Origin of the sequence: Paenibacillus sp. BIHB 4019 (genome assembly GCF_002741035.1) — a bacterium.
Taxonomy (GTDB): Bacteria; Bacillota; Bacilli; order Paenibacillales; family Paenibacillaceae; genus Pristimantibacillus.
In genome coordinates this window covers 880,154-897,676 of the sequence record NZ_CP016808.1, presented here as the reverse complement: position 1 = coordinate 897,676, position 17,523 = coordinate 880,154, and the positions used below count along the sequence as shown (strand labels likewise).

The following is a 17,523-nucleotide window of genomic DNA, read 5'->3' as shown; positions in this document are numbered from 1 at the left end:
TACATGTTAGAGCGTTACAGCAGACCGGAAATGAGAGCGATTTGGACCGAGGAGAATAAGTTCCAAGCATGGCTGGAGGTTGAGCTTTGCGCATGCGAGGCTTGGTCGGAGCTGGGCATTATTCCGAAGGAGGACGTGGAAGAGCTTCGTAAAAACGCGAGCTTCAACATCGACCGCATTTATGAAATCGAGCAGGATACGCGCCATGACGTTATCGCCTTTACGCGCGCTGTATCCGAAACGGTTGGCCCTGAGCGCAAATGGGTGCATTACGGCCTGACATCGACGGATGTTGTAGATACGGCAACGGGCTACCTGCTGCTGCAAGCCAATGCGATTTTGCAAAAGGATATTGAGCGTTTCATCTCGATTTTGCGCGAGAAGGCGATTCAGTACAAAGATACGCCGATGATGGGACGTACGCATGGCGTTCATGCTGAGCCAACTACCTTCGGCCTCAAAATGGCATTGTGGCACGAAGAGATGAAGCGCAACCTGGAGCGTTTCCTCCATGCAGCTGATGGCGTGCAATACGGCAAAATTTCCGGTGCTGTCGGCACTTACGCGAACATCGATCCTTTCGTAGAAGAGTTCGTCTGCAACAAGCTGGGCACGAAAGCTGCGCCAATCTCGACGCAAACGCTGCAGCGTGACCGCCATGCGGAGTACATGGGCACACTGGCGCTCGTTGCTTCGTCGCTGGACAAGTTCGCTACGGAAATCCGCGCTTTGCAGAAGAGCGAATTCCGCGAGGTGGAAGAGCCTTTCGCCAAAGGCCAAAAAGGTTCATCGGCTATGCCGCACAAACGCAACCCAATCGGCTGCGAGAACATTTCCGGCTTGTCGAGAGTTATTCGCGGACATATGCTCACGGCTTACGAGAACATTCCGCTGTGGCATGAGCGCGATATTAGCCATTCGTCCGCAGAGCGCGTTATTTTGCCGGATGCTACGATGCTGCTGAACTACATGCTGAATCGTCTGGGCAACATTATCAACAATCTGCAAGTATTCCCTGAAAATATGAAGCGCAACATGCAGCGTACGTTCGGCGTGCCGTTCTCCGGCCGCGTCATGACGAAGCTGATCGACAAAGGCTTCAGCCGCGAGCAGGCATATGACACCGTTCAACCGCGTGCCATGCAGGCTTGGGAAGAGCAGCGCCAATTCCGCGACATTATTGAATCGACGAAGGAAATTACCGAGCTTCTGTCGACGGAAGAGATCGACGATTGCTTTAACCCGACATGGCATTTGAAGCATGTGGATACGATTTTCACCCGTCTTGGATTGAACTAAGGAGGCTTACTGGCGAATGACTGCAATATCTCAAAGCTTGTCCACTGCTGAGCCGTATGTGAAAGCGCCCCTGCTGTACAAGGGGAAGGTTAGAGAGCTTTACGATCTGGGCGAGCATTTTCTGATCGTGGTAACGGATCGCATTTCGGCATTTGATTATGTGCTTGACCCGGCTGTGCCAGAGAAAGGCAATGTGCTCAACCGCCTGTCGGCTTTCTGGTTTGAGCAGACGGCTTCGATCCAGACGAACCACGTCGTGCATACCGATGTGGACAAGCTGGGCGAGCTTATTACGGAGCCTGAGCTGCTTCGCAACCGGATTATGGTTACTCGCAAAGCGGAGCGTATTGATATTGAATGTGTCGTGCGCGGCTATATCACAGGCGGCGGCTGGAGACAATATCAGCAAACGTCTGCGATCAATGGCATCGAGCTTCCGGCAGGCATGCGCAAAAATGAGCGTTTTCCGCAGCCGATTTTTACGCCAGCGGCGAAAAACGACGTCGGCCACGACGAGGATATCCCGTTTGAGCGGATGCAGGAGCTGGTTGGCGCCGAGCTTTCCGAAGAGCTGCGCGACCGTAGCATCAAGCTTTACGAGTTCGCTCACGCTTATTGCGCCGAGCGCGGCATCATTCTTGCCGATTGCAAATTCGAATTCGGCCTGATTGACGGCAAAGTGATTCTCATTGACGAGATTTTCACGCCAGATTCCTCGCGCTTCTGGGCAGAGGGCAATTACGCCTATGACATCGAGATCGACAGCATGGACAAGGAGCCGGTGCGCACCTATTTGCTCGGCTCGGATTGGGACAAGAACAGCAAGCCAGATCCGCTGCCGGAAGCGGTTGTCGAAGAGACGACGAAGCGGTATCAGGATATTTACCGCCGCTTGACAGATGCGGAAAGCTACTAGCTTTTTCGCACAGGCAGCAGCGTTGAAGCCAGCAAGTGAAAGCTAAAGAGATAGATCAACAGCGATACAAGCAAAACGATAAAAGCAAAGCGATTTTGCTGGAGGGAGCCTGTGGGGTGCTCGCCTAAAGCAGAAGAAAAGCGAAGCAGCGTGAACGCTACATTATTATTTTCATTATCAGGAGGCCAACAATGAAAGCAACCGTCTACGTAACAATCAAGGAAAATGTACTTGATCCGCAAGGAACAGCTGTACAAGGAGCATTGCATTCGATGGGTTTTGCCGAAGTGGAAAAAGTGCGGATCGGCAAATATTTGGAGCTAGAGCTGGGCGCAATCGACCGCAGCGAAGCGGAGAAGCGCATCAAGGAAATGTGCGAGAAGCTGCTTGCGAACACGGTCGTTGAAGATTACCGTTTTGAGCTGGAGGGATAGGCGATGAAGTTTGCGGTTCTGGTTTTTCCAGGTTCCAACTGTGATATTGATTGTTACAAGGCGGTAGAGGAAGCGATTGGCCAAAAGGTAGAGTATGTATGGCATACATCGACGGATCTTTCCGGTTTTGACGCGATTTTGGTGCCAGGAGGCTTCTCCTACGGCGATTACCTGCGCTGCGGCGCGATTTCGCGTTTTGCTCCTGTCATGAATGAAGTGAAAAAAGCGGCGGAGGAAGGCAAGTTTATCCTCGGCATTTGCAACGGATTCCAAATTCTTACGGAAGCAGGCTTGCTGCCAGGCGCTTTGATTCGCAACAGCGGCCTCAAATTCCGCTGCCATCAGACGCCGCTGGAAGTGGTGAACAATGGCAACCCGTTCACAAATCAGTATGCGCAAGGCGATATTATCAACATCCCGATCGCCCACGGAGAAGGCAACTACTATTGCGACGACGCGACGCTGGCACAGCTGGAAGCGAACAAGCAAATTATTTTCCGCTATGCGGGCGACACCAATCCGAACGGATCGGTATCGAACATCGCGGGCGTGAGCAACGAGCGCGGCAACGTAGTCGGCATGATGCCGCATCCAGAGCGTGCAATCAACCAATTGTTCGGTTCAGAGGACGGCAAAAAAATGTTTACATCGATTTTGAATGCATGGAGGGAACAGCATGGCGCAGCAGTTAACAGCTAAGGAACCGACAGCGGAACAAATCGCGGATCAGCGGATTTATACGCAGTTCGGCGTAACGGATTATGAATATGAGCTGATTTGCGGATTTCTTGGCCGCCAGCCAAACTATACGGAGATCGGCGTATTCAGCGTCATGTGGTCGGAGCATTGCTCTTACAAAAACTCCAAGCCGATTTTGAAAAAATTCCCGATCACTGGACCTAAAGTTCTGATGGGACCAGGCGAAGGCGCAGGTATCGTGGATATTGGCGACAATCAAGCGGTCGTATTCAAAATCGAATCGCATAACCATCCATCCGCGGTTGAGCCTTACCAAGGCGCAGCTACAGGTGTAGGCGGCATTATCCGCGACATTTTCTCCATGGGCGCACGTCCTGTTGCTTTGATGAACAGCTTGCGTTTTGGCCGTCTTGAAAATGAGCGCGTTAAATATTTGTTTGAAAATGTCGTTAGCGGCATCGCTGGCTACGGCAACTGTATCGGCATTCCGACCGTTGGCGGCGAAGTGATGTTCGATGAGAGCTACGAGGGCAATCCGCTTGTTAACGCGATGTGCGTGGGCCTCATCGATCATGATAAAATCCAGCGCGGCGTCGCTAAAGGCGTAGGCAACCCGGTATTTTATGTCGGTCCGGCAACTGGCCGCGACGGCATTCACGGCGCAACCTTTGCTTCGGTCGAGCTGTCCGAGGAATCCGAAGAGAAGCGTACGGCGGTTCAAGTCGGCGATCCATTTATGGAGAAGCTCGTTATGGAAGCGACACTAGAGCTGATCGATTCCGGCATCGTGCTTGGTATTCAAGATATGGGCGCAGCTGGCCTAACTTGCTCCAGCGCCGAAATGGCTTCGAAAGCCGGCAACGGCCTTGAGCTGTACCTTGATGAAGTGCCGCAGCGCGAAACAGGCATGACGCCTTACGAAATGATGCTATCCGAATCGCAAGAGCGCATGCTCTTCGTTGTAGAGCCGCAGCATGAAGCGCAGGCGAAAGAGATTTTCGACCGTTGGGGCATCATTTGCGCCAAAGTCGGCAAAGTAACGGATGACGGACGTCTCCGCTTGTTCCACCAAGGCGAGCAAGTGGCAGATATGCCGGTAACAGCGCTCGTTGACGAGTGTCCGGTTTATGACAAGCCTTCGCAGGAGCCTGCTTATTACAGTGCAAATGCTGCAATCGATACAACGGCTTATCCAGAAGTAACGGATTTGACAGCTGCGCTTGAGAAAGTGCTCGCTTCGCCAACGGTGGCCAGCAAAGAGTGGGTTTACAATCAATACGACTACATGGTGCGTACGTCGACAGCGGTACAACCGGGTTCGGACGCAGCAGTCGTTACGATTAACGGTACACGCAAGGCACTCGCGATGACAACGGACTGCAACAGCCGTTATGTATACCTTGATCCAGAAGTGGGCGGACGCATTGCCGTAGCGGAAGCTGCGCGCAACATCGTTTGTTCCGGTGCAGAGCCGCTGGCCATTACGGACAACCTGAACTTCGGCAGCCCAGAGAAGCCGGATGTATTCTGGCAGATCGAGAAATCGGCAGACGGCATGTCCGAGGCTTGCCGCGTATTGGAAACGCCAGTTATCGGCGGCAACGTCAGCTTGTACAACGAAAATGCAAAAGGCGCGATTTACCCGACGCCGGTTATCGGCATGGTAGGTCTCGTTCATGATATCGATCATATTACGACTCAAGGCTTCAAAAACGAAGGCGACGTTATCATTCTCGTCGGCGAAACGAAAGCCGAAATGGGCGGAAGCGAGCTGCAATACGTGCTGCAAGGCGTGAACGAAGGCCGTCCTCCGGTTATTGATCTAGCTGTTGAGAAAAAGATGCTCGGCGCTGTGCTGAGCGCGATTCAAAGCGGCTTGGTCGCTTCGGCGCATGACTTGTCCGAAGGCGGTATTGCGGCTGCGCTGGCAGAATCCTGCATAAGCGGCAAGCTTGGTGCAGAAGTTAATGTAAATACAGAGCTGCGCGCTGATCATGCATTGTTCAGCGAATCGCAATCGCGTATTTTGCTGTCGGCGAAGCCGGAGCAAGCAGCAGCGCTGCAAGCATTGCTGTCTGAGCAAGGCGTTGCCCACGCGGCAATCGGTTCGGTAAAAGGAGCTGCTCTTTCGATCAGCATCAACGGCAAATCCGGCATTCAGGCGCCGGTACAACAACTGGAGAAGGTCTGGAAGGATGCGATTCCATGTCTGATGAAATAAAGCAGCCTAAGCTTTGGTCAGGCGATTATTATAATCAAGGCGGCGGTAGAGAAGATTTCTTCGACAAGCTGCGCGAGGAATGCGGCGTCTTCGGTGTCTTTAACCATGCAGACGCAGCATCGCTTTCCTACTATGGCCTTCATGCGCTGCAGCATCGCGGCGAGGAGTCTGCCGGCATTTGCACCGTCGATACGACGGACCGCAATCGGTTCAGCTATCACCGCGGCATGGGACTCGTCAAGGAAGTATTCGACAAGGAGCGCCTAGCGGGGCTCCCTGGCGATCGCTCCATCGGCCACGTGCGCTATTCGACAGCGGGAGAGAGCAAGCTGGCGAATGCGCAGCCGCTGATCTTCCGCTATCGCGATGGCGATCTTGCGGTAGCGACGAACGGCAATATCGTAAATGCGCCGGAAATCCGCAAGGAGCTGGAAAACCTGGGCTCTATTTTCCAGACGACGAGCGATACCGAGGTTATTGCGCATTTGATCGCCCGCTCGCCGAAGGATTTTGTGACGGCAGCGAAAGAAGCGCTGCAACGTATTGTTGGAGGCTTCGCTTTCCTGATTATGACGAACGACAAGCTGCTGGTCGCTTCTGATCCGAACGGACTTCGTCCGCTCGTGGTCGGCCGCATCGGTGACGGTTATGTGTTTTCCTCCGAGTCGTGCGCCTTTGAATCGATTGGTGCCGAATATTTGCGTGACGTTCAGCCGGGCGAGCTGCTTATTTTTGATCAGGATGGCATGAAAGAGGATCGTTATGCAGAAGTGACGCGCCGGGCGACCTGTGCGATGGAATATATTTATTTTGCCCGTCCTGACAGCGACATTCATGAAATCAATATTCATTCCGCGCGCAAGCGGATGGGCAAGCAGCTCGCGATGGAATCGTTCGTCGATGCTGATATCGTAACGGGTGTGCCGGATTCCAGTATTTCCGCAGCAATCGGTTATGCGGAGCAGACGGGCATTCCTTATGAGCTTGGACTTATCAAAAATAAATACACCGGACGTACGTTCATCCAGCCTTCGCAGGAATTGCGCGAGCAGGGCGTGAAGATGAAGCTGTCTGCCGTGCGCAAAGTCGTAGAAGGCAAACGCGTCGTCATGATTGACGACTCGATCGTTCGCGGCACGACGTCGCGCCGGATCGTCAATATGCTGCGTGAGGCGGGAGCGACGGAAGTGCATGTGCGAATTACATCGCCGCCTTTCAAAAACCCTTGCTACTACGGCATTGATACGCCAAGCCGCGATGAGCTTATTGCTTCTTCCCGCACCGTGCAGGAAATTTGCGAATTGATCAATGCAGATTCGCTGTCCTTCCTTAGCGACAGCGGCTTTATTGATTCGGTTGGCGGCAATGACGGCGCTTATAACCGCGGCATGTGCCTTGGCTGCTTTGATAATGATTACCCGACGCCTGTGGATGAGGAATCGGACAAAAGCTGCAGCTGCTAGACTTAAGGCAGTCTGGCTGCAGCATAAAGCTTTGCTTGTGTAATTAGGATTAATAGTGCTGCATGCGTGCACGCCTGGTTCAGGCGTGCCGGCTTGGCGGCTACGATAAAGGGGTTGAACGATGTGGCAGAAGCGTATAAAAAAGCTGGCGTCGATATAGCGGCTGGCAACGAAGCGGTCGAAAGAATGAAGAAGCATGTCAAGAAGACGTTCCGTCCTGAAGTGCTGACAGATCTTGGCGGCTTTGGCGGCCTGTTCGGCTTAGACAAGAATAAATATGAGGAGCCGGTGCTCGTATCAGGAACCGATGGCGTTGGCACAAAGCTGAAGCTGGCTTTTGCAATGGACAAGCATGACACGATCGGTATCGATGCGGTTGCCATGTGCGTCAACGACATCATTGTACAAGGCGCTGAGCCCTTGTTCTTCCTCGATTACCTCGCTTGCGGCAAAGTTGTGCCGGAGAAAATCGAAGCGGTAGTTAAAGGCATTGCAGACGGCTGCGTACAGGCAGGCTGCGCCCTGATCGGCGGCGAGACTGCCGAAATGCCGGGCATGTACCAAGGCGACGAATACGATATCGCGGGCTTTACGGTCGGCGTTGTCGATAAGAAAAAAATCATCGATGGCACGACCATTGCGCCCGGAGACGCAGTTATTGGCCTTGCGTCAAGCGGCATTCACAGCAATGGCTATTCGCTCGTTCGCAGATTGCTGCTGGAAGAAAGCGGTTATGCGCTTGATCAGGAGCTGGCAGAGCTTGATGGCGCGAAGCTTGGCGATGTATTGATCGAGCCAACGCGCATTTATGTGAAATCGGCGCTTAAGCTGATTGAGCAAGTGAAGGTGAAGGGCATGGCGCATATTACTGGCGGCGGCTTCATCGAGAACATTCCGCGCGTATTGCCGGAAGGCGTGAACGTCAATGTTGAATACGGCTCTTGGCCGATCCACAACATTTTTGGCCTCATGCAGGAAAAAGGTTCGATTACGAATCGTGACATGTTCACGACGTTTAATATGGGAATTGGCCTCGTAGTTGTTGTACCGGCTGATGAAGCGGAAGAAGCGCTTCGCGTAGCAAATGAGCTTGGCGAGAAAGCTTACCGCATTGGAACCGTAACGGAAGGCAGCCGCATCGTCACGTTTACAGGAGCGACGGTGTAATGGCAGCGAAGCGTATAGCCGTATTTGCATCTGGTCAAGGCACAAATTTTCAAGCTTTGGCCGATGCGGCATGGCAGGGGGAGCTCGATGCAACTATCGAGCTTCTTGTTTGTGATAAGCCGTCTGCGCCGGTTATCGAGCGGGCGCGCAAGGCTGGCGTAGAAACGTTCGTTTTTAAGCCGAAGGACTATCCGTCGCGCGAAGCGCATGACAGCGTGATTTTGGCGGAGCTTGAGCGCCGTGGCATTGAGCTTATTGTACTGGCAGGTTATATGCGCATTATTACGCCCGTGCTGGTAGAGCCTTTCTATGGGCGGATGATCAATATCCATCCTTCGTTGCTGCCAGCGTTTCCCGGCATTAATGCGATTCGCCAGGCGCTTGATTACGGCGTAAAGCTGACGGGCGTCACCGTGCATTATGTGGACGGCGGCCTCGACAGCGGCCCGATTATTGCCCAGCAGGCAGTCGGAATTGCAGACGGCGAGACAGAAGGCGAGCTAGCGGTACGCATTCATGCGGCCGAGCAGCAGCTGCTTCCGCAGGTTGTGCGGCAAATTGCTGGCGGACGGGTGCATTTGGACGGACGTTTGGTGCGGATTGATGTGAACAAGCAAGCTGAGTGATTGGGCTTTCATAGTGATAAAAGTGGTTAGAGCGTAACCGGGTTAAGACAAAAAGGAGGGCTTTGTGGAATGGCTATTCGTAGAGCATTAATCAGCGTATCTGATAAGACGGGTATTGTGGAGTTTTCGCGTGAGCTGGCAAGCCAAGGCGTAGAAATTATTTCGACAGGCGGAACGTTCAGCTTGCTGGAAAAAGAGGGCATTCCGGTCATCGGCATTTCCGATGTAACGGGCTTCCCGGAAATTTTGGATGGACGCGTCAAAACGCTGCATCCTGCTGTTCATAGCGGCCTGCTCGCTGTGCGCGACGATGCAGAACACCAGAAGGTGATGGAAGAGCTGGGCCTCAGCTACATCGACCTCGTTGTTGTGAATCTGTACCCGTTCAAGCAGACGATTGCGAAGCCCGATGTGGAATATGCGGATGCGATTGAAAACATCGATATCGGCGGTCCGACAATGCTGCGCTCTGCTGCGAAAAACCATGCATTCGTTACCGTTGTCGTAGACGCGGCGGATTACGCGGCTGTGCTGGAAGAAGTCAAAGCAGGCGGCGACACGACGCTTGAAACGCGCAAGCGCTTGACGGCGAAAGTATTCCGCCATACGGCTGCTTACGATACGCTGATTGCTGAATATTTGTCCAAGCAGACAGGCGAAGAGCTTCCAGAAAGCTATACTGTTACTTACGAAAAAGTACAGGATCTCCGCTACGGCGAAAACCCGCACCAGAAGGCTGCTTTCTACAGCAAGCCGCTCGCTTCGGCAGGCAACATTACGACAGCTGAGCAATTGCACGGCAAAGAGCTGTCCTACAATAACATTAATGACGCAAACGCTGCGCTCGCGATTGTAAAGGAATTTGATGAGCCGGCCGTAGTTGCCGTTAAGCATATGAATCCTTGCGGCGTAGGTACGGGCACTGACATTCATGAAGCCTATCAAAAAGCGTATGCGGCTGATCCGACTTCCATCTTTGGCGGCATCGTTGCGGCGAACCGCGTGATCGGCGCAGATACAGCTGAGCTGCTGGGCCAAATATTCCTTGAAATTATTATTGCCCCGGACTTTACGCCGGAAGCGCTTGATATTTTGACGAAAAAGAAAAACATTCGCCTCATGAAGCTCGGCGAGCTTTCCGTTGCTGCGGCTGACCGCAAGCCTGAGCTGCTCGTGACGACGGTTGACGGCGGCATGCTCGTACAGGAAAGCGATGTTCGCAGCCTGACCGAAGCGGACCTGCAATTCGTAACCGATCGCAAGCCGACTGAGGAAGAGCTCAAGCAATTGCTGTTCGGCTGGAAAGTCGTGAAGCATGTGAAATCGAATGCGATTTTGCTGGCGAAAAATAATATGACGATTGGCGTAGGCGCAGGCCAAATGAACCGCGTAGGCGCTGCTCGCATCGCAATCGAGCAGGCTGGTGCGCAGTCCGCTGGCGCTGTACTGGCATCGGATGCCTTTTTCCCAATGGGCGATACCGTTGAGCTGGCAGCTAAAGCTGGCATTACGGCGATTATCCAAACGGGCGGATCTATTAAAGATGCCGAATCGATTGCCGCAGCAAATGCAAACAACATTGCCATGGTACTGACTGGCGTTCGTCATTTCAAGCATTAAGAAGGAGCTGACAAGATGCGGATTTTAGTAGTAGGCGGAGGCGGCCGGGAGCATGCGGTCGTATGGGCGCTGAAAAAAAGCGAGAAGGTTCAGCACATTTATTGTGCGCCGGGCAATGCGGGCATTGCGCAGCTCGCGGAATGCGTGCCGCTGGCTGTCAATCAATTTGACGAGCTGGTAGAGTTCGCGAAGGATGCGGCTGTTGATCTCGTATTCATCGGCCCGGATGATCCGCTCGCGGACGGCATCGTCGATGCGTTCGAAGCGCATCAAATTCCGGTATACGGACCGAATAAAGCGGCGGCGGAAATTGAAGGCAGCAAAATTTTCATGAAAAATTTGCTTAAGAAATACAATATTCCGACAGCTAAATATGAGACGTTCACCGAATATGAAGCGGCTTCCGCTTATTTGCAGACACAGCAGACGCCAATTGTCATTAAGGCGGATGGGCTTGCAGCAGGCAAGGGCGTAACCGTGGCATTCACGATGGAAGAAGCGCAGCAGGCGCTGAAAGAAGCGATGCTGGACAAAGTGTTTGGCGATGCGGGCAACCAAATCGTGATCGAGGAGTTTTTGGAAGGACAGGAAATGTCCATCCTTGCGTTTGTAGACGGCGAGACGGTGCGGGCGATGGTGCCGGCACAGGACCACAAGCCGATTTTCGACGGCGATAAAGGCCCGAATACGGGCGGTATGGGCACCTATACGCCGCTTCCGCATATTGATCAGGCGATTATCGACGAGTCGATTGCAAACATTATTATTCCAACGGCGAAAGCGATGGTCAGCGAAGGCCGCCCGTTCCGCGGCGTATTGTTCGCCGGACTGATGATTACGAAGGATGGCCCGAAAACGATTGAGTTTAATGCACGCATGGGCGATCCGGAAACACAGGTTGTGCTTCCGCGTCTGGAAACCGATCTTGTCGACATCGTACTTGCTTCGCTAAACGGCAGATTGGAGCAGCTTGATATTACGTGGAGCGATGAAGCAGCGGTCTGCGTCATTATGGCTTCCGAAGGCTATCCGGCTTCGTATCCGAAAGGCCGCGTCATTGAAGGGCTGGCGAAAGCCGAAGCGCAAGGCGCGCTTGTGTTCCATGCTGGAACAGCTGAGAAGGACGGCCAGTTCGTAACGAGTGGCGGACGCGTGCTAGGCGTTGTCGGCCGCGGCCGTGACATCGCAGAAGCGCGTGCTCGTGCTTATGATGCGGTGGGCGTTATTCATTTCGAAGGCATGCAGAGCCGTTCGGATATTGCGGCGAAAGCGCTGGTTTAAGCTTCTTTTCACCTACGTAGTCATTCCTAATATGAAATAAATTTATAAAGCTTGAAGCCGCCTATGTGCGGCTTTTTTTAATTTAATCATGGATTTACTAGGGTATGTGTGCAAACCGGAGTCGGCTCTCTATTCTTTGTTTAGCGTTATTCGAGGCCCATTTTCTCTGCCGATTTAATGGTTTATACAATCCCATTATGCGAATATCGCTGAGTCCGCTGCGGGTAAAAGCACTGTTGCAGAGACTGCTGTGGCCGAGGCCATCAGCTCGGAAGCTCACTGCTCTTTTTGAAGGACTGAGGTTCCGCTATTCTGGCTTTCAATCCGATTTGAGGCCGCACGCGGACAGGGACGCCGTTATTCCCCTCATTATATCGTCAAAATGGCTTTTGAAAGCGCATTAGCTTCTTCTGAGTCCGCAGCCCGATGCCATAACCCTTGATTTGGTTGAAATAGCGGCTGCTGTGTCCGCCAAGTCTAACTTGTCTAACTTTGTTCAAGAGGCCAGCCCCTGAAACCAAGAGTATGGCGGTGGCTATAATCAGGAGCTGAATCGCTTGCTTTTGCATTCACGCTCTAGTAACACGAGAGCCGAAGTCGCTCCATTTTTTACTTGTATAGTGCTATTTGTTACGATAGCAACGGGAACAGCCAATACTAGCTTGTTTGATAGTCTTATTTTCATAGGCGTCTCCTTTCCATATTCTAGAGGTTCATTATAGCATGCAATTGGGAGGTTATTTTGCTGTCAAATGCGGGCGAAAGGTGTAACTAATTTGTAACGCACTGCGTCTATGAATGCGATAAGATAAATCTATCAGCAGGGAATAGAAGGGTGAATCGGATGAAGTATAACACACGAACTAGAGTAAGCAGCATGAAGACGCGCAAGAGAACAAAACGAAAACTAGCAATTGCAAGCTTTCTGCTTGTAGCACTAGCCTTATGGCTTGGCGGCTGCGGGAATAAGGCTTCATCGAGCCTGGAGGTTCTTATGCCTGGCAAAGAGGGCAGCGCAAACATCCAGCAGGGCACTTCATCCGAGGATACTATCCATATTAACCATCCGACGTTGTCGGAAGGAACAAGCAGCGGTACAGACACGGCAAGCCATCCGGTGAGCACTGATGATTCCCATTCCCCTCAGAAAGGAACGGACGCTGTATCCGGTACTTCGAATGGTTCCGGTACATCAGGCACAACCAGTAGCACTGGCGGAAAAACGCAAGGAGAAGGTTCCAAACCGGGAAAAAGCGTAACGTCCAGTACATATACAACTAAGCCTTCAAGCTCGCCTACGCCAACGAGCAAGCCGTCTCCTACGCCAACGCCTTCGGCGTCTCCGCAAGGAGAGAAGGAAACAAGCAAGCCGGATAAGGAGCAGAAGCTTGTCGCCTTAACCTTTGATGATGGGCCAGATAACCGTTATACACCAGCGATTTTGGATATCCTGAAAAAGAAGGGCATTAAAGCAACTTTCTTCGTAGTCGGCGTTCAAGTGAAGAAGGACCCCGAGGTGCTTCAGCGCATAGTGGACGAAGGCCATACGATTGGCAATCATACGACTCATCATAAAGATTTGACGAAGCTGACCAAGAATCAAATATGGGATGAAATCACCACGACGGATAAGCTGATCAAAGATGTAGTCGGCTTTACTCCAAATTTGGTGCGCGCCCCGTATGGAGCTGTGAATAGCACCGTTAAGCAGCTAATGAAGGATAAAGGAAGAGAATTGGTAAGCTGGAATGTAGATACCCGTGACTGGGCGGGAACGTCTGTAGCTGTGATGAAGAAGAACATTAGCGAGCATACGAAGCCGGGTGGTATAATACTGATGCATTCTTTTGGAGGCAAAGGGATTAAAAACACGGTAGACATGCTGCCAGACGTCATTGATAGCTTGCAGAAGAAAGGCTATACGTTTGTTACGATTGACGAAATGCCTTAATGCCTTAATTCCGATTTGCCTTCGGGCCGTATGTCTAAGGAGGCTTAAGCGATTGTTTATATCCAAAATAAGCGGGGCGCTGCTTGCAGCCGCCTTGCTTTGTTTATTAGCAACAGGCTGCCGTTATACGGCGGCTCCTGCGGATTTGCTTGAAAAGCCTACTATCGCCTCGGACAAGCAGGCACTCGTTCAGGCTGTGCAGAAAGCTTTGCCGCCTCATGCGCAGCTTGCGCTTCCGATGCGGGATGACAACCTTGGCGCCGTGCGCCTGCTCGATGTAGATGGCGATGGCATAGACGAGGCGCTCGTTTCTTTTAACAATGAATACAGCTCTCCTGAGCTAATGCTGCTCCGCTACCGGGGCAACACCTGGAAGCCTTATTATACGATTCAGCAGCCTTTATCGATGCGCATGGACTGGATGAAAGTAAGCGATTATGACAAGGATGGCAAGCTCGATTTGGCCGTCGGCTGGATCGGCTCCTATGATGGCTCCAATATGGTCGAGCTGTATTCGCTTAGCCAAACGCCAGTGCGCAATGAGGAAGGCAAGCTTGTGCTTGAGCCGGAGGATTCCCTGCCTTATTTGTACGCGGAAGCAGGCGATCTGAACGGAGATGGAAAGCTGGAGCTGGCGGTCGTTACGGGGGATTGGGCGAATCAGGAAGTGCAGCTGCCGAACTATAAGCTGACGGTATATGAATGGACAAAGGGCAAGCTTCATGCGCTCCAGCAGCTCGATCTTAGCAATGATGTCATTAACTATGACCGGCTGCTGATTGGCAAAATTTCCGAGCGGCATACGGGTATCGTATTGGAAGCTGCGGTAGGCGCCCATTCGATGTATACGTTTATGTATGTATGGGAAAAAGGCAAGCTGCGGCCTGTTGCGTTATCCGAGCAGGGCGAATATGGAAATGCGCTCGTGTCGGGAACGCCGACGCAAAATGAAGATATTAACGGTGATGGCATTATCGAGCTATCGCGGCCTAAAGAGCCAGCAGGCTATCCGGATCTCCCTTATGCCGGCATGCTGTGGGTGAACGAGTGGCTGCAATGGGATGGAGACAAGGGCTTCAAGTCGATCAAGGAAGAGTTTACGAGTAACAGCTACCAAATCAGCTTTACGATTCCGAATCAGTGGAAGGGCCGCTATACGCTGAGAAGCCCGGAAGTCCACCGGGAATATGGGCTCGTCACCTTTGAATATTGGAATGAAAAAACCGGCTACAAGACCGAGATTGGCACATTATATGCGGTTCCATTAACGAAATGGGGCAGCATCCAGGAAGAGTGGAAGGAGACAGACCGCTCTTACAATGTCGTGTTCAATTATGCGGGCTTGGTGTACATTTTTGCACAGCAGCTTGCTCCGCCAGGAACGATGGATATCAGTGATCGCCAGCTGTTTTATGCGATGCAGCTGAACAAGGATCAACTGCCGGAATTGCTGGTACCGAGGCCGGACTAATGGAAAAAGTGGGTGGACCTATGCGTATTTTGCTGCTGGAAGATGAAGAAGCGATTCGCGGCTTTGTCCGCATTAATCTCAAACGCAATGAGATGGAAGTGACGGAAGCAGGCGACGGTGAAACGGCGCTCGCTTTGGCTGATTCGGAGGGACCATTTGATATTGCGCTGCTTGATGTGATGCTGCCGACTATTAGCGGCTTTGAGGTATGCGAGCAGCTGCGCAGCAAATTTCCGAGCATGGGCATTATTATGCTGACCGCGAAGTCGCAGGAAGAGGATAAAATTCACGGGCTGGAGCTTGGCGCCGACGATTATGTGCAGAAGCCATTCAGCCCAGGAGAGCTGATTGCCCGCATCAAGTCGCTCTACCGCAGGATGCAGCCGAGTGCTGCGCTGCTTCAGGCGGTGGCTAGCCAAGAGCTGGCAGCGGCTGCTCCCGTGCAGGAGGCAATGGATGATGAGCTGACCATTGGGCCATTCCGCCTGTCGGTATCTGCGCGCAAGCTATGGAAAAACGATGAGGAAATTATTTTGACCCCGACCGAATGGACGCTGGTGCGGCTATTAATGGAGCGGGAAGGCAAAAGCGTCAGCCGCGATGATATTTTGAGCGAGGTTTGGGGCCGTTATTATGTGGGCGACCTTAAGGTCGTTGACGTAAACATTAGGCGGGTGCGCCAAAAAATTGAAGACAATTCCTCTGAGCCTGCTTTCATCGAAACAGTGTGGGGCTTTGGCTACCGCTGGAGAAGGGGCAGCAGCGGATGAACAGTCTCAAGACGAGAATCGTGTGGAGCTATTTGCTGCTGATTGCGCTCGTTGTCGTCGTGCTCGGCGGACTTTTTGCTACACTGATTACCAACTATTATTATGGCAGCGCACAAAGCTCGGTTAAGCAGCGGGCTGTGTCTGCCCTTGCCACGCATAACCGGACGATGGCTTCGCTGAAAATGCATGATCAAGCCGATTACATGCTGCAATATATGGTGGAGGGCGATACCCGGCTTCAACTGCTTGATGTGTACGGCAACGTGCGCATGGACTCCGACGGGCTGGTGGAAGATATACATTACAATACGTTGGACGTGCAGGCCGCGATGAACGGGAATACGGATATTTGGCAGGGCAATGATCCTTATTACAAGGAACGGGTCACGTCGATTACGATACCGGTCTGGAACGATACGCATGTCGTATCCCTGCTGCGTTATTCGGCTTCCATCAGCGCCGTGGACGATATGGTAAGCCAGCTGCTGCGCATGACGGCATTCGTAGGGCTGGCAGTTATTTTGCTGTTTCTGGGCTTAAGCCTGTGGCTGGCGCAGCGTATTGTGCGGCCTATTCGCGAGCTGACACGTGCGGCAAGATATATGGCCGATGGTGACTGGACGAGGCGGGCGACGAAGCGAAGCAATGATGAAATTGGACAGCTGGCGGAAACGTTCAATTCGATGGTCGTGGAGCTGAATCATCGGGAGAAGCTCAAAAATGATTTTATCTCCTCTATTTCCCACGAGCTGCGAACGCCGCTTACGTCGATTAGAGGCTGGAGCGAGACGCTGAAGGAAGGCGATCCGGCTGATAATGAGGAAATGAAGCTGGGGCTGCAAATTATTAGCCATGAAACGCTGCGCTTGTCGGGGCTTGTGGAGGATTTGCTCGATTTCTCCAAGCTGTCGGCAGGAAGCATGGAGCTTCATGCGGAGCTGCTGGATCTCAACAGCCCAGTGAAGGAGACGGCCGCCCAGCTTGGTGTCCGGCAGGATCAGACGGGCGTGAAGCTGCTCGTCACGTTAGGCAAATCGCCGGTGATGGTGTATGCGGATGCGAATCGCTTGAAGCAGGTTATTATTAATTTGATCGACAATGCGTTCAAGTTCACGCCAGCAGGCGGCACCATTCGCGTGTCGATCTCCATTACGCCTGACGAGAACTTTGCGCTGCTGACAGTTGCCGATACCGGCTGCGGCATCGAGGCTGAGGATATTCCCCATGTGACGGAGAAGTTTTATAAGGCGAACACGGGGCAGGGCGGAAGCGGGCTTGGGCTCGCAATCTGCAAGGAAATTACCGAGCTGCATGCCGGCGAGATGAAAATAGATAGCGAGCGTGGTGCTGGAACAGTAATCACGATCAAGCTGCCGATCAGCCATCAGGACAAACCAGCAACATAGCCAAAATGTGTTTTATCAGCCGCCCTCCCGGGCGGCTAATTTTTGCTGAACAGCTGATTGCGGTTAAGCAAGACCCAGACGACAGCAACGACGACACCAAACGTTAGCATAACGGAAAGCCAGTGTTCAGTTAGCCATACGATCCATGCAGGCATATAAGCTCCACTCCTTCCTTGGCGGCCACGAGAGCTGCCTAATT

General features: G+C 52.5%; 15 protein-coding genes. 14 read left to right on the top strand and 1 reads right to left on the bottom strand.

The annotated features are described in order from the left end of the window. The first annotated feature begins 3 nt into the window (after positions 1–3). From purB to purD, 10 genes are all read left to right on the top strand, one after another. Positions 4–1,299: an adenylosuccinate lyase gene (purB, locus tag BBD42_RS03890; RefSeq protein ID WP_056030629.1), complete on the top strand. Its 1,296-nt coding sequence runs from the start codon at positions 4–6 to the stop codon at positions 1,297–1,299. A 16-nt stretch (positions 1,300–1,315) separates the two neighbouring features. Beyond that, positions 1,316–2,215: a phosphoribosylaminoimidazolesuccinocarboxamide synthase gene (locus tag BBD42_RS03885; protein WP_099517080.1), complete on the top strand. Its 900-nt coding sequence runs from the start codon at positions 1,316–1,318 to the stop codon at positions 2,213–2,215. A gap of 191 nt (positions 2,216–2,406) precedes the next feature. Continuing rightward, a complete protein-coding gene (gene purS / locus BBD42_RS03880) occupies positions 2,407–2,649 on the top strand; it encodes a phosphoribosylformylglycinamidine synthase subunit PurS (protein ID WP_056030616.1) in 243 nt (80 codons plus the stop codon). Between the two features lie 3 nt (positions 2,650–2,652). Then, a complete protein-coding gene (gene purQ, locus BBD42_RS03875) occupies positions 2,653–3,348 on the top strand; it encodes a phosphoribosylformylglycinamidine synthase subunit PurQ (RefSeq protein WP_099517079.1) in 696 nt (231 codons plus the stop codon). Beyond that, positions 3,326–5,569 carry a phosphoribosylformylglycinamidine synthase subunit PurL gene (purL, locus tag BBD42_RS03870; protein WP_099517078.1) on the top strand — a complete coding sequence of 748 codons (2,244 nt, stop codon included), beginning with the start codon at positions 3,326–3,328 and terminating at the stop codon, positions 5,567–5,569. Before purQ ends, purL begins: the two co-directional genes overlap by 23 nt. Continuing rightward, complete coding sequence (gene purF, locus BBD42_RS03865) at positions 5,554–7,032, top strand: amidophosphoribosyltransferase (protein ID WP_099517077.1); 1,479 nt, start codon at positions 5,554–5,556, stop codon at positions 7,030–7,032. The genes purL and purF overlap by 16 nt, the downstream gene beginning before the upstream one ends. Positions 7,033–7,155: 123 nt before the next feature. Further along, the gene (gene purM, locus BBD42_RS03860; protein WP_099517076.1) at positions 7,156–8,199 is read left to right on the top strand and encodes a phosphoribosylformylglycinamidine cyclo-ligase; all 1,044 of its coding nucleotides are present in this window, start codon (positions 7,156–7,158) and stop codon (positions 8,197–8,199) included. Next, positions 8,199–8,825: a phosphoribosylglycinamide formyltransferase gene (purN, locus tag BBD42_RS03855; RefSeq protein ID WP_099517075.1), complete on the top strand. Its 627-nt coding sequence runs from the start codon at positions 8,199–8,201 to the stop codon at positions 8,823–8,825. The genes purM and purN overlap by 1 nt, the downstream gene beginning before the upstream one ends. A 69-nt stretch (positions 8,826–8,894) precedes the next feature. Beyond that, positions 8,895–10,445 (top strand): bifunctional phosphoribosylaminoimidazolecarboxamide formyltransferase/IMP cyclohydrolase, encoded by a 1,551-nt coding sequence (gene purH, locus BBD42_RS03850; RefSeq protein WP_099517074.1) that lies wholly within the window; start codon positions 8,895–8,897, stop codon positions 10,443–10,445. 15 nt (positions 10,446–10,460) lie between these two features. After that, the gene (gene purD, locus BBD42_RS03845) at positions 10,461–11,726 is read left to right on the top strand and encodes a phosphoribosylamine--glycine ligase (RefSeq protein ID WP_099517073.1); all 1,266 of its coding nucleotides are present in this window, start codon (positions 10,461–10,463) and stop codon (positions 11,724–11,726) included. Positions 11,727–12,103: 377 nt separating this feature from the next. Here purD and BBD42_RS32540 read toward each other — a convergent pair whose 3' ends face one another. Continuing rightward, positions 12,104–12,226 carry a hypothetical protein gene (locus BBD42_RS32540; protein ID WP_257790764.1) on the bottom strand — a complete coding sequence of 41 codons (123 nt, stop codon included), beginning with the start codon at positions 12,224–12,226 and terminating at the stop codon, positions 12,104–12,106. Positions 12,227–12,570: 344 nt separating this feature from the next. On the opposite strand from BBD42_RS32540, the gene BBD42_RS03835 reads away from it, so the two are divergent. The 4 genes from BBD42_RS03835 to BBD42_RS03820 are packed head-to-tail and all read left to right on the top strand — an operon-like array spanning position 12,571 to position 17,324. Continuing rightward, positions 12,571–13,677 (top strand): polysaccharide deacetylase family protein, encoded by a 1,107-nt coding sequence (locus BBD42_RS03835; RefSeq protein WP_237163361.1) that lies wholly within the window; start codon positions 12,571–12,573, stop codon positions 13,675–13,677. A gap of 52 nt (positions 13,678–13,729) precedes the next feature. After that, on the top strand, positions 13,730–15,148 hold the full coding sequence (locus tag BBD42_RS03830; protein WP_099517071.1) for an FG-GAP repeat domain-containing protein: 1,419 nt from the start codon (positions 13,730–13,732) through the stop codon (positions 15,146–15,148). Positions 15,149–15,168: 20 nt separating this feature from the next. Beyond that, entirely contained in the window at positions 15,169–15,918 is a 750-nt protein-coding gene (locus BBD42_RS03825) for a response regulator transcription factor (protein ID WP_099517070.1), read from the top strand. Continuing rightward, positions 15,915–17,324, top strand: coding sequence for a sensor histidine kinase (locus tag BBD42_RS03820; protein ID WP_099517069.1), 1,410 nt, complete (start codon positions 15,915–15,917; stop codon positions 17,322–17,324). Before BBD42_RS03825 ends, BBD42_RS03820 begins: the two co-directional genes overlap by 4 nt. Positions 17,325–17,523 lie beyond the last annotated feature (199 nt).